Origin of the sequence: Pseudomonas sp. PH1b, assembly GCF_000633395.1 — a bacterium.
Classification (GTDB): Bacteria; Pseudomonadota; Gammaproteobacteria; order Pseudomonadales; family Pseudomonadaceae; genus Aquipseudomonas.
Genome location: NZ_AYMU01000004.1, coordinates 194,687 through 219,848 on the forward strand (window position 1 = coordinate 194,687; position 25,162 = coordinate 219,848).

Annotated in this window: 28 protein-coding genes and 1 pseudogene; all 29 read left to right on the top strand. The window is 60.7% G+C overall.

The window, feature by feature from the left end:
• Positions 1 to 12: 12 nt before the first annotated feature.
• The 29 genes and pseudogenes from U873_RS0107635 to U873_RS35065 all read left to right on the top strand — a co-directional run bounded on the left by U873_RS0107635 (position 13) and on the right by U873_RS35065 (position 25,135).
• Complete coding sequence (locus U873_RS0107635) at positions 13 to 1,149, top strand: glycosyl hydrolase family 18 protein (protein WP_025127684.1); 1,137 nt, start codon at positions 13 to 15, stop codon at positions 1,147 to 1,149.
• A 67-nt stretch (positions 1,150 to 1,216) separates the two neighbouring features.
• On the top strand, positions 1,217 to 1,408 hold the full coding sequence (locus tag U873_RS0107640; protein WP_025127685.1) for a hypothetical protein: 192 nt from the start codon (positions 1,217 to 1,219) through the stop codon (positions 1,406 to 1,408).
• Between the two features lie 90 nt (positions 1,409 to 1,498).
• On the top strand, positions 1,499 to 1,990 hold the full coding sequence (locus U873_RS0107645; RefSeq protein ID WP_025127686.1) for a phage tail tube protein: 492 nt from the start codon (positions 1,499 to 1,501) through the stop codon (positions 1,988 to 1,990).
• 8 nt (positions 1,991 to 1,998) lie between these two features.
• Positions 1,999 to 2,346 carry a phage tail assembly chaperone family protein, TAC gene (locus U873_RS0107650; protein ID WP_025127687.1) on the top strand — a complete coding sequence of 116 codons (348 nt, stop codon included), beginning with the start codon at positions 1,999 to 2,001 and terminating at the stop codon, positions 2,344 to 2,346.
• A gap of 29 nt (positions 2,347 to 2,375) precedes the next feature.
• Positions 2,376 to 2,630 carry a hypothetical protein gene (locus U873_RS0107655; RefSeq protein WP_019093181.1) on the top strand — a complete coding sequence of 85 codons (255 nt, stop codon included), beginning with the start codon at positions 2,376 to 2,378 and terminating at the stop codon, positions 2,628 to 2,630.
• A 58-nt stretch (positions 2,631 to 2,688) separates the two neighbouring features.
• A complete protein-coding gene (locus U873_RS0107660; RefSeq protein WP_025127688.1) occupies positions 2,689 to 4,104 on the top strand; it encodes a phage tail tape measure protein in 1,416 nt (471 codons plus the stop codon).
• A 38-nt stretch (positions 4,105 to 4,142) separates the two neighbouring features.
• Entirely contained in the window at positions 4,143 to 4,481 is a 339-nt protein-coding gene (locus tag U873_RS0107665; RefSeq protein ID WP_025127689.1) for a phage tail protein, read from the top strand.
• Positions 4,478 to 6,124 carry a pyocin knob domain-containing protein gene (locus U873_RS0107670; RefSeq protein WP_025127690.1) on the top strand — a complete coding sequence of 549 codons (1,647 nt, stop codon included), beginning with the start codon at positions 4,478 to 4,480 and terminating at the stop codon, positions 6,122 to 6,124. Before U873_RS0107665 ends, U873_RS0107670 begins: the two co-directional genes overlap by 4 nt.
• A gap of 348 nt (positions 6,125 to 6,472) precedes the next feature.
• Entirely contained in the window at positions 6,473 to 6,676 is a 204-nt protein-coding gene (locus U873_RS0107675) for a hypothetical protein (protein WP_025127691.1), read from the top strand.
• A gap of 63 nt (positions 6,677 to 6,739) precedes the next feature.
• A complete protein-coding gene (locus tag U873_RS0107680; RefSeq protein ID WP_019093175.1) occupies positions 6,740 to 7,423 on the top strand; it encodes a phage minor tail protein L in 684 nt (227 codons plus the stop codon).
• A gap of 2 nt (positions 7,424 to 7,425) precedes the next feature.
• Positions 7,426 to 8,202, top strand: coding sequence for a C40 family peptidase (locus U873_RS0107685; RefSeq protein WP_025127692.1), 777 nt, complete (start codon positions 7,426 to 7,428; stop codon positions 8,200 to 8,202).
• A gap of 55 nt (positions 8,203 to 8,257) precedes the next feature.
• Positions 8,258 to 8,890, top strand: coding sequence for a tail assembly protein (locus U873_RS0107690; RefSeq protein WP_025127693.1), 633 nt, complete (start codon positions 8,258 to 8,260; stop codon positions 8,888 to 8,890).
• A gap of 62 nt (positions 8,891 to 8,952) precedes the next feature.
• Positions 8,953 to 9,558: a tail assembly protein gene (locus U873_RS0107695; protein ID WP_029978237.1), complete on the top strand. Its 606-nt coding sequence runs from the start codon at positions 8,953 to 8,955 to the stop codon at positions 9,556 to 9,558.
• 60 nt (positions 9,559 to 9,618) lie between these two features.
• Positions 9,619 to 12,711, top strand: a complete 3,093-nt coding sequence (locus tag U873_RS0107700) for a host specificity protein J (RefSeq protein WP_025127695.1) — start codon at positions 9,619 to 9,621, stop codon at positions 12,709 to 12,711.
• Between the two features lie 286 nt (positions 12,712 to 12,997).
• Positions 12,998 to 13,717, top strand: coding sequence for a hypothetical protein (locus U873_RS36600; RefSeq protein ID WP_157838067.1), 720 nt, complete (start codon positions 12,998 to 13,000; stop codon positions 13,715 to 13,717).
• Between the two features lie 220 nt (positions 13,718 to 13,937).
• On the top strand, positions 13,938 to 14,522 hold the full coding sequence (locus tag U873_RS0107710; protein ID WP_025127696.1) for a hypothetical protein: 585 nt from the start codon (positions 13,938 to 13,940) through the stop codon (positions 14,520 to 14,522).
• Entirely contained in the window at positions 14,519 to 14,701 is a 183-nt protein-coding gene (locus U873_RS0107715) for a DUF2635 domain-containing protein (RefSeq protein WP_025127697.1), read from the top strand. Before U873_RS0107710 ends, U873_RS0107715 begins: the two co-directional genes overlap by 4 nt.
• Complete coding sequence (locus U873_RS0107720) at positions 14,701 to 16,197, top strand: phage tail sheath subtilisin-like domain-containing protein (RefSeq protein ID WP_025127698.1); 1,497 nt, start codon at positions 14,701 to 14,703, stop codon at positions 16,195 to 16,197. Before U873_RS0107715 ends, U873_RS0107720 begins: the two co-directional genes overlap by 1 nt.
• A gap of 66 nt (positions 16,198 to 16,263) precedes the next feature.
• Positions 16,264 to 16,611, top strand: coding sequence for a phage tail tube protein (locus U873_RS0107725; RefSeq protein ID WP_025127699.1), 348 nt, complete (start codon positions 16,264 to 16,266; stop codon positions 16,609 to 16,611).
• Positions 16,608 to 16,904, top strand: a complete 297-nt coding sequence (locus U873_RS0107730; protein WP_025127700.1) for a phage tail assembly protein — start codon at positions 16,608 to 16,610, stop codon at positions 16,902 to 16,904. Before U873_RS0107725 ends, U873_RS0107730 begins: the two co-directional genes overlap by 4 nt.
• Positions 16,905 to 17,034: 130 nt before the next feature.
• On the top strand, positions 17,035 to 18,756 hold the full coding sequence (locus tag U873_RS0107740) for a hypothetical protein (RefSeq protein WP_025127701.1): 1,722 nt from the start codon (positions 17,035 to 17,037) through the stop codon (positions 18,754 to 18,756).
• Positions 18,746 to 19,990: a DNA circularization protein gene (locus U873_RS0107745; RefSeq protein WP_025127702.1), complete on the top strand. Its 1,245-nt coding sequence runs from the start codon at positions 18,746 to 18,748 to the stop codon at positions 19,988 to 19,990. The genes U873_RS0107740 and U873_RS0107745 overlap by 11 nt, the downstream gene beginning before the upstream one ends.
• A 3-nt stretch (positions 19,991 to 19,993) precedes the next feature.
• Positions 19,994 to 21,034 carry a phage baseplate assembly protein gene (locus U873_RS0107750; protein ID WP_025127703.1) on the top strand — a complete coding sequence of 347 codons (1,041 nt, stop codon included), beginning with the start codon at positions 19,994 to 19,996 and terminating at the stop codon, positions 21,032 to 21,034.
• Between the two features lie 57 nt (positions 21,035 to 21,091).
• Positions 21,092 to 21,598 carry a phage baseplate assembly protein V gene (locus U873_RS0107755; protein ID WP_025127704.1) on the top strand — a complete coding sequence of 169 codons (507 nt, stop codon included), beginning with the start codon at positions 21,092 to 21,094 and terminating at the stop codon, positions 21,596 to 21,598.
• Positions 21,599 to 21,600: 2 nt separating this feature from the next.
• A complete protein-coding gene (locus U873_RS0107760; RefSeq protein WP_025127705.1) occupies positions 21,601 to 21,999 on the top strand; it encodes a phage GP46 family protein in 399 nt (132 codons plus the stop codon).
• The gene (locus tag U873_RS0107765) at positions 21,989 to 23,029 is read left to right on the top strand and encodes a baseplate J/gp47 family protein (protein WP_025127706.1); all 1,041 of its coding nucleotides are present in this window, start codon (positions 21,989 to 21,991) and stop codon (positions 23,027 to 23,029) included. The genes U873_RS0107760 and U873_RS0107765 overlap by 11 nt, the downstream gene beginning before the upstream one ends.
• Entirely contained in the window at positions 23,017 to 23,616 is a 600-nt protein-coding gene (locus U873_RS0107770; protein WP_025127707.1) for a YmfQ family protein, read from the top strand. Before U873_RS0107765 ends, U873_RS0107770 begins: the two co-directional genes overlap by 13 nt.
• An 11-nt stretch (positions 23,617 to 23,627) precedes the next feature.
• Positions 23,628 to 24,459 (top strand): annotated as a pseudogene (locus tag U873_RS0107775) (phage tail protein); the annotation flags it as partial.
• A 295-nt stretch (positions 24,460 to 24,754) separates the two neighbouring features.
• Positions 24,755 to 25,135 carry a phage tail assembly chaperone gene (locus tag U873_RS35065; RefSeq protein ID WP_025127708.1) on the top strand — a complete coding sequence of 127 codons (381 nt, stop codon included), beginning with the start codon at positions 24,755 to 24,757 and terminating at the stop codon, positions 25,133 to 25,135.
• The last annotated feature ends 27 nt before the right edge of the window (positions 25,136 to 25,162 follow it).

Sequence of the window (25,162 nt, forward strand, 5' to 3'; positions counted from 1 at the left end):
CCAGGAGTATTCATGAATCCAGGTATCACCCTGCCGATCCGGCATTTTTTCCGCACCTTGATCGCCACGTGCAGCTTGCTGTTGGCAACCGCAAGCCATGGGGCTCCGTTTGTCCTGGCCTACACCGACGGCCAGGTCGAAGCGTCCTACAGCAACCTGCAGGCGTTCCACCGCAACCTGTCTGCCGTCGGTCTGGGCAGCACCTACGGCCTGACCGTCACCGGCAAGCTGCACCAGGACGGCATGAACGAAACCACGCAGAACATCATTCGTTTTGCCAAGAGCCAATCCCTGGCGCTGTACCCGACCGTCTCCGACTACAACGAAGACATCGGCGCCTTCGACCCGGCGATCTCCCACTCCATCCTCAACGACCGGGCCTTGAGCACGGGCACCATCAAGCAGTTGGTCAAGCTGGCCAGGGACGGTGGATTCGCCGGCATCAACCTGGACTTCGAGAAGGTCGAGCCGAGGAACCGCGCGGCGTTTTCCGCCTACGTCAAAGCCCTGGGCAACGCCCTGCATGCCGGCAACAAGAAGCTGATCATCAGCATCCCGCCCAAGCTCAGCGACACCCAGCCCGAATACCTGCAAGGCTATGACTACAAGGCCCTGGGCGCGGCGGTGGACTACTTCCAGGTGATGACCTACGACCAGGTCGGGCCGGGCTGGAGCAGTGGCGGCTTCCACCGTGAAGTCTGGCCCGGCCCGGAATCGGGCGCTGACTGGCAGCTGGCGTTGCTGAGCTACGCCGTGTCACGTGTACCGGCGAGCAAGGTCCTTTCCGGGCTGCCCGCCTATGGCCAGGACTACAGCATCGGCAACCGGGTGCACTGGTCGGCCTACTCGGAAATCATTGTCGAACACCGGGCGGTTACTCATCGGGATCCAGCCTCCGCGACGCCCTACGCCACCTGGGGCCCGGTCCAGACCTTCGCCGATGGCGTGGAGTGGACCCCGCAGCGAGCGCAACCGGTGCTCTGGTACGACGACGCCGCCAGCATCAAGACCAAGACCGCCCTGGTGGCCAGGTTGGGCCTGGCTGGCACCAGCGTCTGGGCCATGGGCTATGAAAATGCCGAGTTCTGGACGGCGCTGCAGTCCGGGCTCAAGGCCGGCAGTGAACTCTTGCCGGCAGGGCGCGAGTGATCCTGGCTACGCCAGAGTTCCGGGGGCTGCCCCGGGTAACGTTCGACGGATAGAGAGGACTGCCCCCATGAATGACGAAGACCTTGCGGCGATCAATCGGCTGATCGCCGCACTTCAGGTCCAGACCGATGGACAGACTGCCTTGAACAGCGCCATTCGCCTGCTGGCGCACAGCAACCAGGCGCTGGTGGATCTGATCAAGAGTCGTGAGCCGGACCCCAATGCTCCCCCTTATCTGGATGGCTCGCCGGCCCCCTGAACCCAGGGTTCCAGCGTTTTGAGCTTCCTCCCCGAGTAACACTCACAGCCCGCCGTCGCGGGTTTTTTTATGTTGTCTGGAGAACACCTGATGTCGATTCTTACCCAAGGTACGCAAATCTTTGCCCTGGTTCCCTCTGTCACTGGCAGCGGCCCCTACACGGTGCTGGAAATCGAGCACGCCACTTCCTTCGATCCGGGCGGTGCACCTGCCGAGCAGATCGAAGACACCAGCCTCAATGCCCAAGAGCGCAGCTACAAGAAGGGCCTGCGGACCCCAGGCACCGCCAGCCTGGGGCTGAACGCCGACCCGGCCAACGCCAGCCATATCCGCCTGCATCAACTGTCCGAAGCCAATGGCGATACCAGCGTCAAATGGGTCGTCGGCTGGTCCGATGGCAAGGGTGTGCTGCCGACCGTCAACGCCAAGGGCGACAACTTCGAACTGCCTGCGACCCGCACCTGGTTCGCCTTCGATGGCTATGTCTCGGACTTCCCGTTCAACTTCGCGCTGAACGCTGTGGTCACCACCACCGTCACCATTCAGCGCACCGGCGGTTCCACCTGGATCAAGAAGGCCTGAACCACGTCATGAACCTCAAACAACTGAAAGCCAAGGGCGGCATCGTCGATGCCCTGCCCGTGAAGAAACAGGTGAGCTGGACCCACCTCGACCACAAGACCGGCAAGGAGGTGACTGACACCTTGACCCTGCATGTACGTCGACAGTCCTTCGGTGTCATCGAGCGTCTGTTTGCCGAGAGTGACGGCGAGTTGAGCCGCAATGCCCGCTACATCGCCGCGTCGGTAGCGCTGGGTGCTGACGGCTCGGAGGCTCTCAGCTATGACGATGCCTACGGGCTGGAACCGTCTCTGGGCTTCCTGATTCTCAATGCGGTGAATGAGGTCAATGGCACCGGTGGTGCGGCAAAAAACTGACGGCCGCCGATGAGTTCTGGCACGAGCTGGTGCTGAACGGAGTTGGCGGCCGGACCATTGCCGAAGCCAAGGAACGCATGACCTACCAGGAAGCCCTGGCATGGGGGCGCTATATCGACCGATATGGTTCCTTGCATACCGGTAGGCGGCTGGAGGCGGGCAGCGCCCTGGTGGCGCTGCAGACCCACCGGCTGGGCGGAGGCATGGCGGAGTTACTGGACTTCATGCCTCACGAACAACGTTTGGGGCTTTCGCTCGAACGCGCAATGAACGAGTGGCGCTGACCCAGGCCACTTTTCCCAAACCCGTTTCGACGGGTTTTTTCATGACCCGGAGAAACCTATGGCAACTGCTTCCCGAGGGAGTCTGCAACTGGACCTTGGCGACCTGGAGCGGACCCTGAACAAGGCCCAGCGTATTACCGACCAAGGCATGCGCAACATGCAGCTACGGGTCGAAGAGGCCGGCAGGAAAATCGCCGCTGCTCTGGCGAACTCGCAGGCTTCGGCACTGGATACGACTGCCAGTGCCTTTGATGATCTACGCAAGGCTTACGACCCGGCTGCCAGAGCGGCCGATGATTTTTCAAAAAGCCAAAGCTCCTTGAACGCACTGCTCCAGCAGAACAAAAGTGCTGGAACCGAGTATGCGCAAACCTTGGAGGCATCTGGAAAAAAGTTTCGGGCGTACTCCACCGAGCTTGAGTCACTGCGTACTTCCGGTGCCCTTGCCGCCTCTCAGTTGGGGCGGGGGAGGCGTCAGCAGGACCTGGCCACGCAACTGAGTGCCAACGATGAAAAGTATGCGTTGGCACGCGAGGCCCTGGACAAGCAATACCCACAAGGCGCGACTCAGGCACCAGCGACCTATGCCGACACAGCGGGAATCAGGTTTCCAGCGGGAGATGCCTATGGTCGTGGCGCGGAGAGGGCCGACGACTATGCCATCAAACTGGATGAGCTGAAGACCAAGCACAGTGACATGACACTGCAGATTCAAAGCAACTATGTACAGATGAGCGAGTCTCTCGGCGACTGGAAAAATGGTGCCTCCTCTGCCTGGGACGATTACATGAACAAGGCCGGTGACGTCGCCGCTCAGTCGAAGGCGGTGTTCACCAGCGCTTTCGAGCAGATGGACGCGGCGATTCTCCAGTTCGCCACTACGGGCAAGTTTTCCTTCTCCGATTTTGCCAAGTCGGTGCTCAAGGACATGGCGATGCTGGCGGCGAAGACGGCGGCGTCCAAAGCCTTGAGTTCGTTGTTTGGAATGGTCGGCTCGGCCGTGATGAGCCTTTGGCCCAGCGCTGCTCCGGCTGCAAGCACGTTCACGGTTGATGGCGCCACGACTGTATTCAAGCCGCAGATCGATGCGTCCAGCCTGTCCCCTCCTGTATTCCCTCATGCCAAGGGCGGTGCCTTCACCAACACGGTGGCCACCGCTCCAATGTTGGCTCCTATGGCCCTGTTCGGTGAAGCCGGCCCAGAGGCAATCATGCCCTTAAGTCGCGCTGCCGACGGTTCGCTGGGGGTCGTTGCACTGGGTGGCGGACAGTCCGGCACCACCAGCAATCAGCAAGTGCTGATCCAACAGACCATCAACGTGCCTGACGGACAAGCCGGTGCTTCGGGTGCCGGCATGAATTCCCAGAGCCTGGCCAATGCCTACGCCAGCGCGGCAAAACAGGGCGCTGCCGAGCAGATCGCGCGTGACCTGAAACCGGGCGGCCAGATCTGGTCCGTCATCAACGGCCGCTGATTCCCAGCGGCCGCAACGGCTCACGCCCGGAGAACACCATGACTATCGAAACATTCACTTGGGTACCCAAGATCGAGCCCGTGGGCAGTGTCGAATTTCGCCTCAAGTCGGCGCGCTTTGGCGACGGTTACCAGCAAGTGGCCCAGGACGGGATCAACAACAAGAGTCAGTCCTGGCCGCTGACCTTTGTCGGCGACGACAAGACGATCAAACCCATCGTCGCCTTTATCGACGCCCATGCCGGAGCGATGCCGTTTTACTGGACGCCGCCCTTGGGCGAGCAGGCTTTGTATCGCTGCAAGACTTATCAACCCTCGCCGTTGGGGGCGGGAATTTATTCGCTCAGTGCGACTTTTGAACAGGCATTTCATCCATGAGTATTGATCCAGTCAACATCGGCAGTACGCCGAATGATGGTAGTGGCCATGACCTGCGTTCTGGCGGTGCCATCATCAATGCAAACTTCGCCCAACTCGATGCCCGTACCGCGGCCGCACAGGCGAAGGCTGATGCAGCAGTGCCTGGTTCTGAGCTTGGCGCCCGTGTGCGCTCGACGACGCTGGCTGGCCTGGGGTCGCTGGTTAATGCTGCCATCGTGGCCACGGACACAGTCCTGCAGGCCTTTGCGAAGTTGCAGGCCCAGATAAACCAGAGCATCAAGAAGGGCGAGTTCGGCCTGGGCGGTGACACGGGCGCCGATGCAGACGATTGCAACCTGATCACCAAGGGCGGCTACCACAAGGTCACGTCTGCCACCTTGAACCAGCCAGGGCAGGGCGGGTGCTCGCTTCAGCACGTCTCCCACTCACCCGGCTTTTGGACCCAGCTCGCGTTCGGTCAAGGCGCAGGCGCTGCAATGTGGCTTCGCAGTCAGGCCGGGGTGGCTCCCGGACCATGGGGTCGAGTGCTCAAGACTGGCGACTACGGGGTCGGGACCAAAGATACCGCGCTGATCCCCGGTAATACCCTTTCGACCAACCCTGAAACGGGTATCTATGGGTGGGCCGCTGACACCGCAGGGGCGCCTTCCAATACCGAGGGTGGAATTGCGATCCATGGTAGCCGAGCTGCCGCCTGGGGCTGCAAGCTGATCATGTCGATCAACTCCGACAAGCTCTGGTTTAAGCGCTGGAGCGCTGGCGTTGATCAGCCGCCAGTTCGCCTCGTTCTCCAGGGTGACTACGGGATTGGCACCAACTCCCCGCCAAAGATCACTGACCTCAACAAAGCGCTCACTCAGGGCGTCTACAGTTGCGCCCTTGGAGCGACTGGCGCTCCAAGGGCGGACGTATTTGGGAGCCTTGAGGTATCACCACACTCGGCAACTAGCGGCTCGCAGGTGTTTACCGCGACACAAGGGCACCCATTCGGTGAAAAGAAATGGTACAGGTCCTACACAAATACTCCTACCACCTTCAGTCCATGGATGGAGATCCTGAAGGTTGGCGACTTCGGGCTGGGAGCCGCCTCGACTCCGTACAGCGGAACGGCAACACCGCCAGTCGCAGGGTTCTCAAGATTTGAGCCGGGCTCTCCCGCGAGGCCATCCGACCACTTCGGGACCCTTGTCGACGTCACCTATGACGTACCAACAGGTAGCTGGAATCAGATTGGTATGACGCTTGACGCAAGCTACTTCGGGTTTAGGGGATCAATCAACGGGACCGTTCTTCCGTGGCGCCGGCTTGACACCCAGTACGTCGAGAACGTCAACGGCCGCGCCGTGCTGCTGGCTGACGGGACTATGATTTGCTGGACGGCAAGAAAAAGATCATCTAACACGTCAATACAGCAAGGGTCGCTCTGGCTTGACCTTGGTACGTGGTTTTCATGGGCCATTCCGTTTGTCGGCGATAGGCCGGCAGTGTCGTTTTCCGCTGATAACCCTGCTGGTAGCGCCTGCTGGTGCATATCAAACACGGTAGCGTCACTTACCGGTGTTCTAGACGTTAGGACTGTTTCCGTCATTTCTGGCGCAGCCGCTGATATTTCGTGCGTAGCCATCGGGAGGTGGAAATAATGAACTTCTATATCAAGCTGAGCCCCCAGGCACAGGTAAGCAATTACACACCTACAACGATATCTGTAAAAGGGGCCGTGATCACGATTGACGGCCAGGACTTCGACCTGTCGCCGATTCCGGTCGGCAGCATGATTGATGGGGCCGACGTTCACGAGGTTGTTTTCCGAGGGGGTATCGAGCACCGCGAGGACGGGTATCACCTGACCATTCTATTTAGGACGCCACTACAGGCGCCGCGCCGTATGGCGTACCCCGAGAAGGTCACAACAACCGGCGACGGTCCCGTCGACCTTCCACAGCCTGACCCGGAACCAGAACACCCCCCAGTCATCGAGGAACTGAAAGATGGACCTGTCCAAGATCAAGCCGATACCTACCCAGGAGAGCATCCAGAAAGAGCAGGAGGACCGCGAGGCCCGGAAGTACCTGTTTGAAACCGATTGGTATGTGATGCGGTTGTTGGAAACTGGAAAGACCATTCCAGAAAATGTATCCGCCAAGCGCACCCAAGCCCGCACCATGATCGGTGCAGGAATCGAAGCCCCATAGGTTCCTACGCTGAGCCCCACAGGCCCGCCCTTGAGCGGGATTTTTTTTGCCCGAGGAAACACCATGCCGATCACGGCCGATATCCAGACCCTGGAGCCAGGCGCGTGGGTGGAGCTTTTTGAGCTCGACGCCACCAGCCTCGGCGCCGAGCTTTATCGCTTTCACGGTTACCCCCAGCAGTCGTCGATCTTCTGGCAGGGGCTCGAGTATTCACCCTGGCCGATTCAGGCCGAGGGTTTTGAAATGACCGGCAAGGGCGCGCAGCCGACACCGACGCTGTCAGTCGGTAACGTCGGCGGTTTTATCACGGCCCTGGTGCTGTACTTCGAGGACCTGGTCGGGGCCCGGTTGATTCGTCACCGCACCCTCGGCAAGTACCTGGATGGCCAGCCGGAAGCCGACCCTGAAGAGGAGTTGCCACCGGATATCTGGTATGTCGAGCGCAAGTCTAGCGAAGACAACGAGGTGGTGAAGTTCGAACTGGCCAGCGCCCTGGACTTCAACGGCGTGCAACTGCCACGACGGCAGATTGTCGCCAACGTCTGCTGGTGGCTCAGTTGTGGCGGGTATCGCGGGCCTTACTGCGGGTACAACGGCGGCCCGGTGGCGGATCTCAATGATGTGATCGTCACCGATGCTGCCAAGGATAAATGCGGTGGGCGATTGAGCAGCTGCAAGCTGCGTTTCGGCGAAAACAATCCGTTGCCCTTCGGTTCATTCCCAGCGGCCGGGCTGCTACGGAGCTGACCATGAACAAAGCGAACCTGTCGGCCATCGAGCGCCATGCCCTGGCCGAGTATCCCAAGGAGTGTTGCGGGCTGTTGATCCGCGAGGGGCGCAAGCGGGTCTATGTGCCCTGTCGCAATACCGCTGCCACGCCCAGCGAGCATTTTCGCCTGGCGCCCGAGGATTACGCGGCGGCGGAAGAACGTGGCGAGGTGCTGGCGGTGATCCACAGCCACCCGGATTACCCGCCGGCTCCCAGCGAGGCGGACAGAGTGGCCTGCGAGGCTTCGGGCCTGCCCTGGCACATCCTGGAGGTACGCAAGGACGATGCTGGCACCTTGCATAAGGGCGACTGGGCCAGCCTGGCACCCACCGGGTATCAAGCGCCGTTGATTGGCCGGGCCTTTGCCCATGGCATCCACGACTGCCTGAGCATCATCCTGGATTACTACCGTCGGGAGCTGGGTATCGAGCTGGGCAACTACCAGCGTGAAGACGGTTGGTGGGACAAGGGCGGCAATCTCTATCTGGAGCATTTGCCCCAGGCCGGATTCGAGCGGGTCAGTGATCTGCGCCAGGGGGATGTGGTGCTGATGCAGATTCGCTCACCGGTGCCCAATCACGCAGCGATCTACCTGGCCGATGGCGTGCTCAAGAGCGAACCGGAGCATTTCCCCGCACCGGGCTCGATCCTCCATCACCTCTATGGACGTGACAGCAAGCGCGACATCTATGGCGGTTACTGGGACGAGGTAACGGTCAGCATCTGGCGACATCGCCAGCTTATGGCGATGGCTTGAAGTGCATCGCCTTTCCTTGAGTTCAACCGAGGATCTTGTTCCCGGGAGTGATGTGATGAATCAGCAAAAAATCCGGGTCATCCGCCTCTACGGCACCCTGGGTGCACGTTTTGGCCGGGTGCACAGGCTGGCGGTCAGCAATGCCTCGGAAGCGGTAAGAGCCTTGTGCATCCTGATTCCGGGATTCGAGGCTTTCCTGATGGAGTCCAAGGACCGCGGACTGACCTACTCGCTGTTTCTGGGGCGCGACAATATCGGTCACGACCGTTTGAACGCGCCCAGTGGCAACAGCGATATCCGTATTGCGCCGGTCTTGATCGGCAGCAAGCGTTCAGGTGGGCTGCAAACGATCATTGGCGTCGCGTTGGTGGTGGCGGCTTCTTACTTCTCCGGTGGTGCGCTGGCTGCTGGAGGAACGTCGACATTTGTCGGTACCACGGGCACCACGGGGTGGACTATTGCCGCACAGATGGGCATCGCGATGGCCATGGGCGGGGTCATGCAGATGATGTCACCGCAGCTCAAGGGGCTGGGAGCCATGGACCGTCCCGACAACCGCGCCAGCTACAGCTTCAATGGCGCGGTCAATACCAGTGCCCAGGGCAATCCGGTGGGGCTGCTGTACGGTCAGTTGACTGTGGGCAGTTCAGTGATCAGTGCTGGGATCTATGCACAGGATCAGCTGTGAACCACGCCACCCAATTTAGATGAAACCCGCCGATGCGGGTTTTTTATTGCCTGGAGAGACCCATGGGCTTGGCGATAGAGCAACAAAAAATGCAAACCGTGCTGTTGTCAGGCTCATTGGCACGTCTGTTTGGCCGTGAGCATCGAGTGACCACGGCAGGGGGCTTCAAGGATGTGATGAGCTATTTTCGGCAGTTTCCGGGCTTTGAACGTTACATGATGGGGAGTGCCGAGAAAGGGTTGCGGTTTGCCGTATTCAAGGGGCGAGAGAACCTGGCCGAAGAAGACCTGGAGCGGCCTACCGGTAAGGAAACGATTCGCATTGTGCCGGTGATCTGCGGTTCTAAACGGGCTGGCGGCTTGCAAACCATCGTTGGTGCGGTACTGGTGGCGGCAGCATTTGTCTTGTCGTTTACCCCCCTGGCGGGATCTTCCCCGTTTCTTTATCAGATGGGGGCAGCCCTGATGATCGGCGGTGCAATGCAGATGCTGGCTCCTCAGGCCAAGGGGCTGGGTGCCCAGGACCGTCCGGAAAACCGTCCCAGCTACAGCTTCAATGGCCCAGCCAATATCAGTGCTCAGGGTAATCCAGTGGGTTTGCTGTACGGCCAATTGACTGTCGGCAGCGCGGTGATCAGCGCGTGCATCTACGCCCAAGACCAACTCTAAACACATCCGTCTTTCATCAGCCTGCCGTTGCGCGGGCCTTATTTCGCCTGAAGGAAAGTCATGACTGATCTCAATCTCGCTGGCAGCAAAGGCGGCGGCTCCAAGCCCCGTCCCTCCGTGGAGGCGCCAGACAGCCTGCAAAGCACGGCTTATGCTCGGATCCTCGACCTCGTCAGCGAAGGCGAGATCCTGGGCTTGAAGAACGGCAAGCGCTCTGTGTTTCTCAACGAGACGCCCCTGGCCAACGCCGACGGCAGCCTGAACTTCTCCGGGGTCACCCTTGATGTCCGTAATGGCAGCCAGGACCAGACCTACATCCCGGGATTTCCGGCGGTGGAAAACGAGTCTTCGGTGGCCGTTGAGTTGCGCAGCGATCAGCCCTGGAGCAAGGCCATCACCAACCTGCAGTTGTCGGCGGTGCGCATTCGCCTGGCGGTCTCGCGGCTGGCGCAGACCAATACCAGCAACGGCGACACCAATGGCTATACGGTGCGCTATGCCATTGACCTCTCCACCGATGGCGGTGCCTTCGTGGAAGTGCTGCAAGCGGCCTTCAGTGGCAAGACCTCGAGCAAGTACGAGCGCTCCCATCGCGTTGACCTGCCGACGGCCACTGCCGGCTGGACGGTTCGTGTGCGGCGCCTGACGCCAAACTCCAGCAGCGGTGCGATTGCCGACACCACCAGCGTCGAGTCCATCACCGATGTGATCGATGCCAAGTTGCGCTACCCGGGTTCAGCGATTATCGGCCTGCAATTCGATGCCTCGCAGTTCCAATCCATTCCAACCCGTTCCTTCGAACTGCAGGGGCGGATCATTCGTGTGCCCAGCAACTACGACCCGCAGACCCGGATCTACAGCGGCGTCTGGGATGGCACCTTCAAGTCGGCCTGGACCGACAACCCGGCCTGGATCTACTACGACCTGCTGCTGCACCAGCGCTATGGCCTGGGGCATTTGCTCAACGCTGCCCAGGTCGACAAGTGGGAGCTGTACCGCATCGGTCAGTACTGCGACCAACCGGTCTCCGACGGTAAGGGCGGTACCGAGCCACGTTTCACCTGCAACCTCTACCTGTCGGTGCGCGCCGACGCCCTGAAAGTGCTACAGGACCTGGCCACCACCTTCCGTGGCATGGCCTATTGGGGTGCCGGCTCGGTAATGGCCGTGGCCGATATGCCCGAAGACCCGGTGTACACCTACAGCAACGCCAACGTGGTTGATGGCAAGTTCGTCTACGGCGGCTCGGCGAAGAAAACCCGCTTCAGCGTGGCCCTGGTCAGTTGGAACGACCCGGCGGACTTCTACCGGCAGAAGGTGCAGTACGTCGATGACCCCGAAGGCATAGCCCGCTACGGTGTGCAACAGACCGAAATCACCGCCACCGGCTGCACCTCCCAGGCCCAGGCCCAGCGCATTGGCAAATGGGCGCTGCTGACCAACCGCCTGGAAACCGAAAGCGTGAGTTTCGCCGTGGGCCTGGATGGCACCCTGGCGCGTCCGGGGCAGATCATCCGGGTGGCGGACAACGACAGGGCAGGGCGCAGGATTGGCGGGCGACTGCGTTCTGCGACCTTGGATACCCTGGTGCTCGACGCCGATGTGAAGGCCTATCCGGGCGATACCGTCACCCTGATCATGTCCACTGGCAAGGCCATCTCGCGGCTGATCAAGTCGGTGGGGTATCCACTGACCTGGGACAGCACCGGGATCACCTGGGACAACGGCGACATAACCTTCGATACCACCGGCTTTCCTGCTGAAGTCCAGCGAGTGGTGCTGGAGAAGAAGCTGGAGGCGCTGCCGCCAGAGCAATCGATGTGGGCGATCGACTCGCCGACCTTGGCAGCCCAACAATTCCGGGTGCTGTCAGTGGCTGAAGACTTCAGCGATGACGCCATCAAATACAGCATCAGCGCGGTCAAGCACGTAGCCAGCAAGTTTGAGGCGATTGATAACGGCGCGCGGATCGAGCACCCCCCGGTGACGGTGATTCCGCCGAGTGTGCAGCGACCGCCGAGCAATGTGCGACTGAGCAATGATCACTTTGTCGACCAGGGCACCGCGGTCAGTGTCATGACCATTGAATGGGATCGACCTGAAAACGCAATTGCTTACGAGGTGTACTGGCGCAAGAACGAGGGTGAGTGGGTGTTCGCCGGGCGTACTGGCGCGACCTCGATTGAAGTCAGCGGGATCTATGCCGGTCGTTATGTGGCCAAGGTGCGAGCGATCAATTCGCTGGATATTGGCTCGGTGTTCGCGACTTCCACTGAGACCGTACTCAATGGCAAGACCACGCCCCCGCCGGTGGTGGCGTCGTTCACCGCCGAGTCGATTGTGTTTGGCATCAAGTTGAAGTGGGGCATTCCGGCGGGTGTTGTCACTGCGGATCTGCAGCGAACCGAGATCTGGTACAGCCAGACCAATGACGTCGGAACGGCTAGCAAGTTTGGTGATTACGCTTATCCGCAGACGGATCTGACGATCATGGGGTTGGCTGCCGGCGTGCGGTTTTTCTTTTGGGCTCGTTTGGTGGATCGCATCGGTAACGTGGGAGCGTTCTTTGGGCCTGTGACGGGCCAGTCTTCGGCTGATGCTGGTCCGATTCTGGATTACCTCAATGACCAGATCACCGAGACTCAGTTGAGCCAGCACTTGCTGGAAAAGATCGACTCAGGCGGAGGCGCTCAGGTTGAAGTTGATGCGTTGAAAACCGAACTCGCAGCTATGTACTCGGTCAAGACCCAACTTACCGTTGACGGAACACCCTATTTGGCAGGTATTGGTGTTGGGGTTGAGAACAAGAAAGGTCACATTACTAGCCAAGTACTAATAGCGGCCAATCGATTTGCCGTGGTTGATCCGAACTCTAATAAAATCTACTCTCCATTCGTCATTCAAGATGGTGCTGCTTATATTGATACCGCCTTTATCAAGAGTGGGACAATTACGAACGCCATGATCGGTAAATATATTCAGTCGGATGACTTTGTTGAAAATGTGCAGGGTTGGCGTCTAGACAAGATGGGGAAACTTGAGTTTAACGGCTCGGTACCAGGTGGTGGGCGCTTGATGGTAACGAATCGTGCAATCAAGGTTTTCGATCTTGCTGGGAAGATGCGTGTACAGATAGGAGACTTGAGCGCATGAGTTTCGGACTGGCGACATTTGACTCCCAAGGAACTCTCATAAATTCGATGACCGGTCGGGCTTTGCGTGTGGTAGAGCGATTCTCGGTTGGTCAGATTGAGGCCGGTAGCAAGTTGGTACCTGGGTATGGGCCTCATAATGCTTACGTTTACTCAATACCTAAAGGCCTTCCTGGGCAGGTAGGTGTTTCGGTCTATCTCTTGGATGGTCAAATCGTATGGAGCTATGCATGGTACTACCGACCAGCATATTTGTGTCCTAGTGAGTTGATTTTGGTGGTTAAATTATGAGCTTCGGAATAATTATAAAAAATACTGACGGAGACATGCTGGTTGATTCTAAATTTCTGAATTATTCATTGGCTACATCGGGAGTAACTGTTTGTGGCGTTGGTGTTACTGATATCAAATTTTCTTTTTTGATAACTTCAAATAGTCCGCCTGTCATCTGTGCATCTCAATGGACAGGAGGCGGGAAAATCGGTGGGGTTACGGCTATTGGCGTACCAGGAGCATGGTCTGGTTTTTCGGTCCGTGTGAGAACCGCAGTCATCTCCTTGCAATGGCAGGTTTATGCTACAGACCTCCCTTCTGGTGAACAATGGACCTTGTCAGTTTTCAACGAAGGCGGCAACAAAGTGTTTGATGCAGGCCGGCGGATGCTGACCTTCTCTGGAGAGGTTTCCGGAAAAACAACTGACTGGATGAGAGTCGGAGGAAGTCCATATGTTAATGGTCGTGATGACCTTTATCATTATAAGTTTAGTTCGGTGCAGAACGGTCAGTATGTTGCTATCGGAATTTTGCCTTACAGTTTTTTTGGAGTTGTAAATACCAATCGTGGGCAAGTTTCTGTTGTTACCGAAGTCGGCCTGGGCTGGGCATCTTCTGGAGTTCCTTCGTTGTATCTGGAATCTTTTATGGATGCTCCGTCCGGTATGTTTCCAAGTGGTATCCCTGGGGCGGTTTTTTATGATCTCCCAGCGATGCCAATTCTGAATATTTGAGCTTTTTTTAAACCTGGTCAGATGTTTAGCTAGTTCGTTTGTTGGACTGCTGTCTGCTTTGAATAGGTGTTTCTCAGCCTTTGGCGGAAAGTATCACGACTAGTTTTCTCGGGAACTGACTGCTGGTTGCCGCAATTCAATTTGATCTGAGCCTATCTGATGGTTGAAATCACCATCCAGAACCTTTCCGCCAGATCCATCACAATTGGTGGAGTTCCACGTGAAGTCAACACCAGTCTTTAATCAACTGAAAGTTTGTTGTTCCAGCAATTTTAATTTGCTGATGGTCAGTATTGATCTGCCTACTCTTGAAGGTAGTGGTGCGCTGTTCCCCCCCTTAGCTTATGTCCTGCCCTTGGCTGATCGGGCGATTCGTAATACCACTCAAAACACTGCCGCTTTAACCATCCGCGACTGCTTCGAAGTCGTCCTGCTTCTCGACGCCACCAACCCACAACAAGCCCTGGACCAACTCCACGACATGCGTGCCGAAGTCTGGCGCGCCCTGGTCGGCTTCAAGCCCGGTCCCGAATACAACCCGATCCAGTACGACGGCGGCGAACTGCTGTCCCTCGACGCCACCCGCCTGCTCTACCGCCTGCGCTTTTTCGCCGAGTTCCAGCTGGGCCGCAACCTGCCCAGCCAGCCGGCGGAAACCTGGCATGAGCGTGAACTCGACGGCTTGCCGTCCTTTACCGGGGTCACGGTGCGGGTCGATGCCATCGATCCGGCGGACCCCAATCTGCAACGCCCGGGGCCCGACGGGCGCCTGGAGCTGACTTTCTCAGGAGAGCTGAAGCAATGAGCAAACGCATCATCGTGCTGCCGGTTGCCGGCCGTGCCGTACCCGATCCGCAAGCAGGCGATCTGCTGCCGGCAGAGGGCCGTGAAGTGCCAGACAACGCCTGGTGGCGTCGCCGCCTGGCCGATGGCGATATCACTAGCAAAGCCGTGAAAGCGGCGAAATCTCAAGGAGCCAAATAATGGCGATCGGTTTCAGCAATATCCCGGCGGACATCCGTGTACCGCTGTTCTACGCCGAGATGGACAACTCTGCGGCCAATAGCGCGTCTTCGGCCATGCGCCGGCTGATCGTCGCCCAAGTCAATGACAACCAGACTGGTGACGACCTCGGCAAGCTGGTGCTGGTGTCCAGCGTGGCCCTGGCCAAGAGCATTGGTGGGCAAGGTTCGATGCTTGCTTCGATGTACGAAACCTGGCGCAAGACCGACCCGGTGGGCGAGATCTGGTGCCTGCCGCTGCACAGCACTGAAGGCAGCGTGGCCAAGGCCGAAGTGAAGATCACCGGCGCTGCCAGTGAAAGCGGCTTGCTCAACCTCTACGTGGGCGGTGTGCGGGTGCAGGCGTCCATCGTCAGCGGCACCACTGCGGTCCAGGCGGCCAGCGCCCTGGCCTTGAAGGTCAACGCGGCGCTGGATCTGCCGGTGACTGCGACCGCCGTCGAGGGCACTGTGACCCTGAACGCCAAGTGGACCGGCGACAGCGGCAACGACATCAGCCTGCAACTCAATCGCCTGGGCAAGAGCAATGGCGAACAGACTCCGGCGGGCCTGACCCTGGTGCTGGGCAAGATGGCCGGTGGCACCGGTGTACCGGATCAGGTCGCGGCGCTGGCCGCCCTGGGCGACGAGCCGTTCGAGTTCATCTGCATGCCCTGGACCGACACCGCCAGCCTGAATGCCTGGCAAGCCGTCATGGATGACAGCACCGGTCGCTGGTCCTGGGCCAAGCAGCTGTTCGGCCATGTCTACAGCGCCAAGCGCGGCACCGTCGGCACCCTGGTGGCGGCCGGTCAGGCACGCAACGACCAGCACATCACCCTTCAGGCCCTGGAAAACGGCGTGCCGCAACCGGTGTGGGTCCAGGCCGCGGCCCTGGCGGCGCGGACCTCGGTGTTCATCTCCGCCGACGCCAGCCGTCCGACCCAGAGCGGCAGCCTGCCGGGCGTCGATCCGGCGCCGGCCAGCGAGCGCTTCACCTTGACCGAACGCCAGTCGCTGCTGAACTACGGCATCGCCACCGCCTACTACGAAGGCGGCTATATGCGCATTCAGCGGGCCATCACCACCTACCAAAAGAACGCCTACGGCCAGGCCGACAACTCTTACCTGGACAGCGAAACCATGCACCAGTCGGCGTTCATCGTGCGTCGCCTGCAAAGCGTGATCACCAGCAAGTACGGACGCCACAAGCTGGCCGCCGACGGCACCCGCTTCGGCGCCGGCCAGCCGATCGTCACTCCGAGCACCATTCGCGGTGAGCTGATCGCCCAGTACGCCAAGCTGGAGCTGGAAGGCCATGTGGAGAACGCCGAGCTGTTCGCCGAGCACCTGATCGTCGAACGCGACGTGCAGGACCCGAGCCGGGTCAACGTGCTGTTCCCGCCGGACTACATCAACGGCCTGCGGGTGTTCGCGCTGCTCAACCAATTCCGCCTGCAGTACGACGCGGCGGCCTGAGCCGGACCTGCATCAATACGCTTTTTCAGCCCGCCATGAGCGGGCTTATTTTTTGGGAGAAACATCATGGGTCAACTGATCGCGGGCACCTGCTACGTCAAAGTGGACGGCGCCCAACTGACCATCAGCGGCGGCTGCGAAGCGCCGCTGATGGCCGTCAAGCGGGAAACCGTGGTTCCGGGTTTCTACAAGGAAACCGACCTCACCCCGTCGTTCAAAGTCACCGCGCTGCACACCCCGGACTTTCCGCTCAAGCCACTGATCGAAGGCGTCGACATGACCGTCACCTGCGAGTTCGCCAACGGCAAGGTCTACGTGCTGGCCGGCGCCTACCTGGTGGATGAGCCGGTGGCCAAGGGCGACGACGCCAGCATCGAGCTGAACTTCGAAGGGCAGAAGGGGACCTGGCAATGAGCAACCTGGTGAAGCTGCAGGTGCCCATCGAGGCCCACGGCGAGCCCCTGGCCGAACTCGCCCTGCGCCGCCCGACGGTGCAGGAAGTGCGGGCGATCAAGGCGCTGCCGTACAAGATCGACAAGAGCGAAGAGGTCAGCCTCGACATGGATGTCGCGGCCAAGTACATCGCGGTCTGCGCCGGCATTCCACCGTCCTCGGTGAACCAGCTGGACCTGGTGGACCTCAACGCCCTGAGCTGGGCGGTGGCGAGTTTTTTCATGAGTGCGGCATCGCAGCCATCGCCGACCTGATCGCTGTCGCCTATGACCTGGCCTGGTTCTGGAAGGTTGACCCCGAACAGATGATGGCCAGGCCACTGGATGTGCTCCGCGAATCCCTGGAGCACGCGCAACGGATCAATGCGATGCAGCAGGTGCAGTGATGGCAGAGACACAAACCGTAGAGAAGAAGTCGGTGCTGTTGACCGGCATCGACGAACTGTCACCCAAACTGGTCGCCCTTCAAGGCAAGGTCGACTCTTTCAGGAAAAAACTTGAGCAGACCGGGCTGGGCAAGCTGGACATCAGCGGCCTGTTCAAGGGCGGCAGCCTGATCACCCCGTTTCTGGACGGGATCAAAGCCTGCGATGCGTTCAAGGGCAAGCTGACCGAGGTCGGCGATTCCAGTGCGCCGGCCGACGCGGCCAAAGGCATGAATGTATTCAGTCAGTCGATGGCCAAGGTGTCCTCGGCCATTGATGCTGCGCTGGTGCCGGCGGTGGGGGCGCTGGTGGTCGGCCTGGAGCCCATGCTCAACAGCGTGGGCACGCTGCTCGACGAGAACCCGAAGCTGGTCGAAGGACTGGCGATGGGTGCCATCGCCTTCTCGGCGATGCAAACCGCCGTGACCGGTGCGACCCAGGTGCTCGACCTGATGGGCGCCGTGGCCAAGGCCAACCCGGTGATGTTGATCGCCATGGGCATTGCTCTGGCCGCCGGGGTGATCATTGCCAACTGGACGCCGATCTCGGCCTTTTTTGTCAGCCTCTGGGAAGGTGTGAAGCGCTTCGCGGCGCAGGCGATGGAGGTGCTGAGCACCCTGTTCAGCTGGACGCCCCTGGGCATGCTGATTGGCAACTGGGGGGCGATCACGGCGTTCTTTGCCGGGCTCTGGGACAGTATCAAGGCGATGACGGCCTCGGTGTTCGGCTTCCTCAAGGAGCTGTTCTCCTGGTCGCCTCTGGGACTGATCATCGATAACTGGGCTGGGCTGACGGGGCTGTTCGCCTCTATCTGGGAGTCCCTCAAGGCCTTGACGGTGCCGGCGATGGCCTTTCTGAAAGGCCTGTTCGAATGGGTGCCGATGGACCTGATCACCCAGAGCTGGGGGGCTGTCAGCGGCTTCTTCGCGTCGATTTGGGCTGTGTTGCAAACGGGCATTCAGGCGATCAAGACGGTGTTGCAGACGCTGTTCGACTATTCCCCATCGGTGCTGCTCTACAACAACTGGGGCGCGGTCACGGGCTTCTTCGGTTCGATCTGGGCGGCGCTGCAACCGGGTATCGACGGGGTCAAGAAGGTTCTGCAAACCCTGTTCGACTTTTCCCCGCTGGGGATGCTCTACAACAACTGGGGTGCGGTCACGGGCTTTTTCAGTTCGGTCTGGGCCGAGCTGCAACCGGGTATCGACTCGATCAGGAAGGTTATTGAAGCCCTGTTCGACTGGTCGCCGATGGAGCTGATCATGACCCACTGGGCGCCCATCGCCGATTGGTTTTCCGGGCTGTGGAGCAAGCTTCAAGCACTGATGGTGCCGATCAAGGAGCTGTTCGAGGGCGGCTTCGGCGGGCTGATTGCCACTGTCACCGGCAAGGTCGAAGGCTTTACCGAGGCGCAAAAGCAGATCAATGCCGAGGGTACAGGCGGGCTGGCCTCACCCTTTGCCGCCACCCAGGGCAGCTCGCTGACCCAGAGCTCCAGTGCCCTGATCCAGCACAACGCCGCCAACAACCGCACCCAACTCGAAGGCGGTTTGACCCTGCGTTTCGAAAACGCCCCGGCTGGCCTGCGCGCCGAACAGGCCACGACCAATCAACCGGGTTTGAACATCGCTTCGACTCTGGGCTATCGCTCACTTTCCCTAGGAGGTTCCCATGGCGGATAACTGGCGTGATCGTTTGTTGCCCGCATCCTTTCGCGGCGTGCCCTTCTGGGTCGACCAGGCGAAAACCCCGGTGGGGCAAAAAGGCCAGTTGCATGAATACCCGCAGCGCGACCAGCCATTTTTCGAAGGGCTGGGCCAGCAGGCGAAAGTCCATGACCTGACGGCCTTTATTGTCGGCAGCGATTGCCTGGAGCAGCGCGACCAGTTGCTCAAGGCCCTGGAGGAGGGCAGCGGCGAGCTGGTGCATCCGTGGCTTGGACGGATGCAGGTCAAGGTCGGCGAGTGCGAGATGACCCAGAGCCGCCAGGACGGCGGCCTGGTGACCTTCAGCCTGAAGTTCTACCCGGACCTGCCGCTGCGCTTTCCTTCGGCGGTGGTCAACACCCAGCAGCAGGTGCTGGTGGCCAGCGATACCTTGCTGGGCTCGGCGCTGCTGCGTTTCGAGTTCGCCACCCACCTGATCAAGCAGGCGCGGATCGGCGTGGATTCGCTGCGCAAGGGATTGACCGAGGTCTACGCGGTGATCGAACACGAGTTCAAGCCGCTGATCGAGTTCTATGGCGACCTCAACACCCTGGTCAAGGCGGTCAAGGAAATACCCAAGGAGCTGAGCACGGAGTTCAAGGGGTTGCTGGAGGATGTGCGCGGGCTCAAGGATTTTGCCCGTACCGGCTATCGGCAGATGCTCGCCGATATTTCCCAGCAGGTGGAGGCGGCCAGGCGCATCGATGCACCGAAGCTGACCACCGGCAAGGACACCACGGCAGCGGCCGAGGCGGTGGCGAACCTGGTCCAGGATGCGCTGCTGGTGCAGATCGCCCGGTTGGTGTCGGCCTTGCCGGTAGCCACCCCGGTGGTACAGCTCAAAAGCACGCCGCCCCTGGCTCAGCAGGCCAGCCAACCAGTGCAGCGCCTGGAGGTACCAGTGGCTGACGATGTACTGGCCCTGCGCGACCAGCTCAACGAAGTGATCTGGCAAGCTGCGCTCAAGGCCGAGCCCGTGCACTACCAGGCGCTCAACACCCTGCGTCAGCAGTTGCAGGGCCACCTCAATGCGGTGGCTTCATCGGGTGTGCGGCTGGTCAGCCTCAGCCCCAAAAGCAGCATGCCGGCGCTGGTCCTGGCCTATGAGCGGTTTGCCGATGCGACGCGGGTCGGCGAAGTGGTGCAGCGCAACCGGGTGGCCCATCCGGGCTTCCTGCCGCCGGCCGATCTGCAGATTGCGCGGGAGTGATCCATGGACGAACTGGCAAATATCGTCACCCTGACGGTGGACGGGCTGGACTACAGCGGCTGGAAAAGCGTGGAGATCACGGCGGACCTGGAGCGCCAGTTCCGCACCTTCAGCCTCAACATCACCTGGCAATGGCCGGGGCAGGATGGGCAGGTACGGATCCGCCCGGGCGCTCGCTGCCAGGTGCGCATCGGTTGCGACCTGGTGCTCACCGGGCATGTCTACCAGGCGCCGGTGAGCTACGACGGCAAGCAGATCAGCCTGAGCATCCAGGGCAGCTCCCTGACCCAGGATCTGGTGGATTGCGCGGCGATCAACCGGCCGAGCCAGTGGCGCCAGCAGGATGTGCTGAGTATCGTCCGCGCCCTGGCCGGCTCTTACGGCGTGGGAGTGCGCAGCGAGATTGCACCCACCAGCAAGTTGCACACCCACAGCATCGTGCCCGGGGAGACAGTGTTCGCCTCCATCGACCGTTTGCTGACCTTGTACCGGGTGTTCTCCACCGATGATGCCGACGGCTACCTGCTGTTGGCGGCACCAGGCAGCGGCGGGCGTGCCGGCGATGCGCTGGAGCTGGGCAAGAACATTCTCTCGGCCAATGCGCCGATGGACTTTTCCGCGGTGTTTTCCGAGTACCGGGTGATCGGCCAGCACAAGGGCAGCGACCAGAGCAGCGGTGTCGCGGTCTGCGAGGTGTCCGGCCAGTCCAGCGATACCAGCGCCCCGCGCAAGCGAGTGACGGTGATCAACGAAGCGGCGCAACTGAGTGTCGAACTGGCTCAGCAGCGGGCTGACTGGGAGTGCGGCACCCGCACCGGCAAGGCGCTGACCACCACCTATCAGGTGCAGGGCTGGCGCCAGAGCAATGGTGATTTGTGGCGACACAACACTTTGGTGCGGGTCATCGACCCGGTGCTGGGTTTCGACCAGGACATGCTGATCTCCAAGGTCACCTGGTCGCTGTCCGACCGGGGTTCCATCACCACCTTGCAGGTGGCGCCGCCGCAGACCTTTGACGCCAACCCCGGCTCGCCCAAGGCCTGAAACCGCGCAATCCCCGTTCGCCGGCAAGCCGGCTCCTACCCTCCGAAGGAACCCAGCATGAGCCTACTGACACGCCTGTTGGCGCGGGGCACCGTGGTGCTCGCCCACTCGGCCAACAAACTGCAATCGCTGCAAATGCGCCTCACCGCCGGCGAGGTCAACGACGACATGGAGCATTTCGAGCCTTACGGTTTTACCAGCAACCCCCTGGCTGGCGCCGAGGGCATCGCCACCTTCCTCGGCGGCGATCGCTCCCATGGGGTGGTGCTGGTGGTCGCCGACCGGCGCTATCGCCTCAAGGCCCTGGCCGCCGGTGAAGTGGCGATCTACACCGACGAGGGCGACAAGATCCACTTCAAGCGCGGGCGGGTCATCGACATCGACACCGCCACCTTGAATATCCGCGCCAGCAGCGGCGTCACCATCGACAGCCCGACCCTGAGCATGAGCGGCAAGATCGTCTCCCAGGGCGATCAGGTTGCCGCCGGCATCAGCCAGATCAACCACGTCCACAGCGGCGTGCAACCCGGCCCGGGGCAGACCGGCGCGCCGGTGGGAGGTTAAGCATGTTTGCCACCTATGACCTGAAGAACGCCCTGACCCGAGCGGTGGAAATCAGCCTGTTCACCTGGCGCCGCGCCGCCGATGACGACGCCCTGGACGACGACCAGCGCTATGGCTGGTGGGGCGACAGCTTTCCCAGCGTGGCCGACGACCGTATCGGCTCGCGGCTGTGGCTGCTACGCCGGGTCAAGCTGACCCGGCAGACCCAGCTCGACGCCGAGTTCTATGCCCGTGAGGCCTTGCAGTGGCTGATCGACGATGGCCATTGCAAGGCGATCGAGATCCTCAGCGAACGCCTCGATGCCCAGCGCCTGAACCTGCGCACGGTGCTGATCCTGGCCGACGGTGAGCGCCTGGACATCAACCCCATTCACAGTTGGCAGGTGACCTATGCCGTTTGAAACGCCTTCGCTGCCGGTGCTGATTCAGCGCACCCAAAGCGACCTGGCCAGCGATTCGCTGCGCCAGTCCGATGCCCAAGTGCTGGCCCGCACCCTGAGCGGGGCCGCCTTTGGCCTGTATGGCTACCTGGATTGGATCGCCGAGCAGATCCTACCGGACCAGGCCGATGAGTCGACCCTGGAGCGCATCGCTGCCCTGCGCTTGAACCAGCCACGCAAAGCTGCTCAAGCGGCCACTGGCAGCGTCAGTTTCACTGCTGCGGCCGGTGCGGTGCTGGATGTCGACACGCTGCTGCAGAGCAGCGACGGTCGCAGTTACAAGGTGACCGCGGCCCGCACCACCAGCGCTGGGCTCAACCGCACCACGATCCAGGCGGTCGATGGTGGCGCCCTGGGCAATGCCGATGCCGGCCTGAGCCTGATCGCGGTACAGCCAGTGCAGGGCATCAGCAACCCGTTCACGGTGCAGGCCCCGGGCCTGACCGGAGGTGTGGCCAAGGAAAGCCTCGAGTCCCTGCGGGCCCGGGTGATCCGCTCATACCGGATCATTCCCCACGGCGGCTCGGCAGACGACTACGAAACCTGGGCCCTGGAATGTCCAGGAATCACCCGTGCCTGGTGCCGACGCAATTATCTGGGGCCAGGCACCGTGGGCCTGTTTGTCATGCGTGACGACGATGCGCAACCCATTCCCAATGCTGAGCAACTGGCGTTGGTGGCGGCCTACATCGAGCCACTGCGTCCGGTGACGGCCCAGGTGTATGTGCTGGCCCCGGTGATGCAGCCGGTGACCTACAAACTGCGCCTGACTCCCGACACCAGCGCGGTGCGTGCCGCGGTCGAGGACCAGTTGCGCGACCTGCACAGCCGTGAGGCCGGCCTTGGCCAGAGCCTGCTGTTGAGTCATGTCCGCGAAGCCATCAGCAGCGCCACCGGTGAGCAGGATCACCGGCTGCTGGCACCGTTGGCCGATGTCCCTGCCGGAAACAACCAACTGCTGGTATTCGGAGGTTGTGAATGGCAGCCCTGAGAAGTGCCGCCCAGTACCAGGAGCAACTGCGCAGCCTGCTGCCCAGTGGCCCGGCCTGGGATCCGGAGCGGGTGCCGGAGCTTGAGCGAGTGTTGCTGGGCCTGTCCCAGGAGCTGGCGCGCATCGACGCCCGAGCCGTGGACCTGCAAAACGAGATGGATCCGGCCGGCGTCAGCGAACTGGTGGCCGATTGGGAAAAGGTCATGGACCTGCCCGATCCCTGCCTGGGCCTGGCCCCGCTGTTCGAAGACCGGCGCCTGGCGGTGCGCCGGCGCTTGCTGGCCGTCGGCAGCCAACGCGCCGCCTATTTCGTCGAGATCGCCCGCAGTCAGGGTTACCCCAACGCCAGCGTCAGCGAACAGAGCACCCCGCGTATGGGGCGTTCACGCTTCGGCCAGGCGCACTTTGGCACCTGGCGAGCGAACTTCATGTGGACCCTCAATACCGGCGGGCGCTTGCAACTGGGCCGGCGCTTCGGCGCGAGCTATTGGGGCGAACGTTTTGGCACGAACCCGGGCAGCGCCCTGGAGTGCCTGATCCATCGCAGTACGCCGGCACATACCCAGGTGTACATCAACTATGACTAGAGGATGAACGAGTGGATTATCCAAAGAGTGTGGCCAGTGTCGGGCTGGTCAATGGCAAGTTTGTCGATGAGAACCCGGTCACGGGGCAAGTCGGCTCATTGATTTCTTCCGAGTGGGGGAATGCGGTGACTGATGAACTGCTCAATGTAATTCGAGCCGGAGGCAAGCAGCCGGCCGAAGCCGAGCATGATCAGCTGCTGGCGGCGATCCAGAAGATCGTCCGCGATTCGATTCCGCCGGAGAAGATTCGTACCACCCTGGCCGAGTATGGGATTACCGATGCCTATACCAAGTCGGTGACCTACACCAAGGCCGAGATCGAGGCGCTGCTGAAGAACATGTCGGCCTTGCCGGTGGGGGCCATGGTGCCGTTTCCCAAGGGCACGGTGCCGGCGGGGTTCCTGGAGGTGGATGGCAGTGTGCAGAGCGCTGCGGCTTATCCGGATCTGGCGGCGTACCTGGGGACTGCTTTCAATACCGGAGGCGAGGGGGCGGGGAGTTTCCGGTTGCCTGAGTCGCGGGGGGAGTTTCTGCGGGGGTGGGATCATGGGCGGGGCGTTGATGCTGGGCGGGTGCTTGGTAGCTATCAGAATGATGCGCTGCAGAACATTTTAGGTAACGTGGGAGGGGTGCGTAACGATAGCGCTCCGACGCTGCCGAGCGGGGCTTTTTATGCAACCGCCGATGCCGGTGGTTTCCAAGGCGCCGGCGGGCGGCTCTCCGTTGTCAATTTTGATGCATCGAGAGTTGTTAGAACCGCGACAGAAACACGTCCTCGCAACTTGGCCGTCATGTGGTGCATAAAAGCCTGGAATGCCGCTGTTAACCAGGGAAATATCGATATTTCCGGCTTGGCCGTAAACATCTCAGCGTTGGAGGCTCGGCCCCGGGGCTTGGGTGATGGGCAGACCTGGCAGAACGTCACGGCTAGCCGCGTTTCAGGCACCGTCTACACCAACACCACTGGCCGCCCAATTCAGGTCCAGGTATCAATAAACTCCGGTGCAGTTTCTGCTACTTGCGGGGGGGTGACTGTGACAAATATTGCATATTACACAACGTTCGTTGTACCGGCCGGTGCCACCTACTCGGTGACGCTTAATAATGCGGTTAGTCCGCTTTGGTCGGAGCTACGTACATGAAGTACTTCCATAACCCCCAGGCAAACAATGTCCATGCTTATGATGACGATGCCCTCGCGCACTTCATTCCGAGCCATCTGGTGCCGATGTCCGAACAAGAGGTGCAAGCCTACATCAACAGTGCAACCGCATCATTGCCTGCGACTCAGGGTAGCGAGCGCAATTGGCGTGATACCGAGTTGGCTTCGTTGATGTGGCTGCGTGAGCGTCACCACGATCAGCTGGAAATCGAAGCGACGACGACACTCACGGCCGTTCAATTCAAGGAGCTGCTTGTGTATCTGCAGGCCTTGCGCGACTGGCCACAGTCCTCGGATTTTCCGGATACCCAGTACCGTCCTGTGGCGCCTTCCTGGGCCGCCGAGCAGACCGAGTAGACGCCCCGCATTGTCGGGGCGTTTTTT

Excerpts from the sequence above, each read along its gene's own strand:
- U873_RS0107635 (WP_025127684.1), top strand. The coding sequence starts at position 13 with ATGAATCCAGGTATCACCCTGCCGATCCGGCATTTTTTCCGCACCTTG.
- U873_RS0107640 (WP_025127685.1), top strand. The coding sequence starts at position 1,217 with ATGAATGACGAAGACCTTGCGGCGATCAATCGGCTGATCGCCGCACTT.
- U873_RS0107645 (WP_025127686.1), top strand. The coding sequence starts at position 1,499 with ATGTCGATTCTTACCCAAGGTACGCAAATCTTTGCCCTGGTTCCCTCT.
- U873_RS0107650 (WP_025127687.1), top strand. The coding sequence starts at position 1,999 with ATGAACCTCAAACAACTGAAAGCCAAGGGCGGCATCGTCGATGCCCTG.
- U873_RS0107660 (WP_025127688.1), top strand. The coding sequence starts at position 2,689 with ATGGCAACTGCTTCCCGAGGGAGTCTGCAACTGGACCTTGGCGACCTG.
- U873_RS0107665 (WP_025127689.1), top strand. The coding sequence starts at position 4,143 with ATGACTATCGAAACATTCACTTGGGTACCCAAGATCGAGCCCGTGGGC.
- U873_RS0107670 (WP_025127690.1), top strand. The coding sequence starts at position 4,478 with ATGAGTATTGATCCAGTCAACATCGGCAGTACGCCGAATGATGGTAGT.
- U873_RS0107675 (WP_025127691.1), top strand. The coding sequence starts at position 6,473 with ATGGACCTGTCCAAGATCAAGCCGATACCTACCCAGGAGAGCATCCAG.
- U873_RS0107680 (WP_019093175.1), top strand. The coding sequence starts at position 6,740 with ATGCCGATCACGGCCGATATCCAGACCCTGGAGCCAGGCGCGTGGGTG.
- U873_RS0107685 (WP_025127692.1), top strand. The coding sequence starts at position 7,426 with ATGAACAAAGCGAACCTGTCGGCCATCGAGCGCCATGCCCTGGCCGAG.
- U873_RS0107690 (WP_025127693.1), top strand. The coding sequence starts at position 8,258 with ATGAATCAGCAAAAAATCCGGGTCATCCGCCTCTACGGCACCCTGGGT.
- U873_RS0107695 (WP_029978237.1), top strand. The coding sequence starts at position 8,953 with ATGGGCTTGGCGATAGAGCAACAAAAAATGCAAACCGTGCTGTTGTCA.
- U873_RS0107700 (WP_025127695.1), top strand. The coding sequence starts at position 9,619 with ATGACTGATCTCAATCTCGCTGGCAGCAAAGGCGGCGGCTCCAAGCCC.
- U873_RS36600 (WP_157838067.1), top strand. The coding sequence starts at position 12,998 with ATGAGCTTCGGAATAATTATAAAAAATACTGACGGAGACATGCTGGTT.
- U873_RS0107715 (WP_025127697.1), top strand. The coding sequence starts at position 14,519 with ATGAGCAAACGCATCATCGTGCTGCCGGTTGCCGGCCGTGCCGTACCC.
- U873_RS0107720 (WP_025127698.1), top strand. The coding sequence starts at position 14,701 with ATGGCGATCGGTTTCAGCAATATCCCGGCGGACATCCGTGTACCGCTG.
- U873_RS0107725 (WP_025127699.1), top strand. The coding sequence starts at position 16,264 with ATGGGTCAACTGATCGCGGGCACCTGCTACGTCAAAGTGGACGGCGCC.
- U873_RS0107730 (WP_025127700.1), top strand. The coding sequence starts at position 16,608 with ATGAGCAACCTGGTGAAGCTGCAGGTGCCCATCGAGGCCCACGGCGAG.
- U873_RS0107740 (WP_025127701.1), top strand. The coding sequence starts at position 17,035 with ATGGCAGAGACACAAACCGTAGAGAAGAAGTCGGTGCTGTTGACCGGC.
- U873_RS0107745 (WP_025127702.1), top strand. The coding sequence starts at position 18,746 with ATGGCGGATAACTGGCGTGATCGTTTGTTGCCCGCATCCTTTCGCGGC.
- U873_RS0107750 (WP_025127703.1), top strand. The coding sequence starts at position 19,994 with ATGGACGAACTGGCAAATATCGTCACCCTGACGGTGGACGGGCTGGAC.
- U873_RS0107755 (WP_025127704.1), top strand. The coding sequence starts at position 21,092 with ATGAGCCTACTGACACGCCTGTTGGCGCGGGGCACCGTGGTGCTCGCC.
- U873_RS0107760 (WP_025127705.1), top strand. The coding sequence starts at position 21,601 with ATGTTTGCCACCTATGACCTGAAGAACGCCCTGACCCGAGCGGTGGAA.
- U873_RS0107765 (WP_025127706.1), top strand. The coding sequence starts at position 21,989 with ATGCCGTTTGAAACGCCTTCGCTGCCGGTGCTGATTCAGCGCACCCAA.
- U873_RS0107770 (WP_025127707.1), top strand. The coding sequence starts at position 23,017 with ATGGCAGCCCTGAGAAGTGCCGCCCAGTACCAGGAGCAACTGCGCAGC.
- U873_RS35065 (WP_025127708.1), top strand. The coding sequence starts at position 24,755 with ATGAAGTACTTCCATAACCCCCAGGCAAACAATGTCCATGCTTATGAT.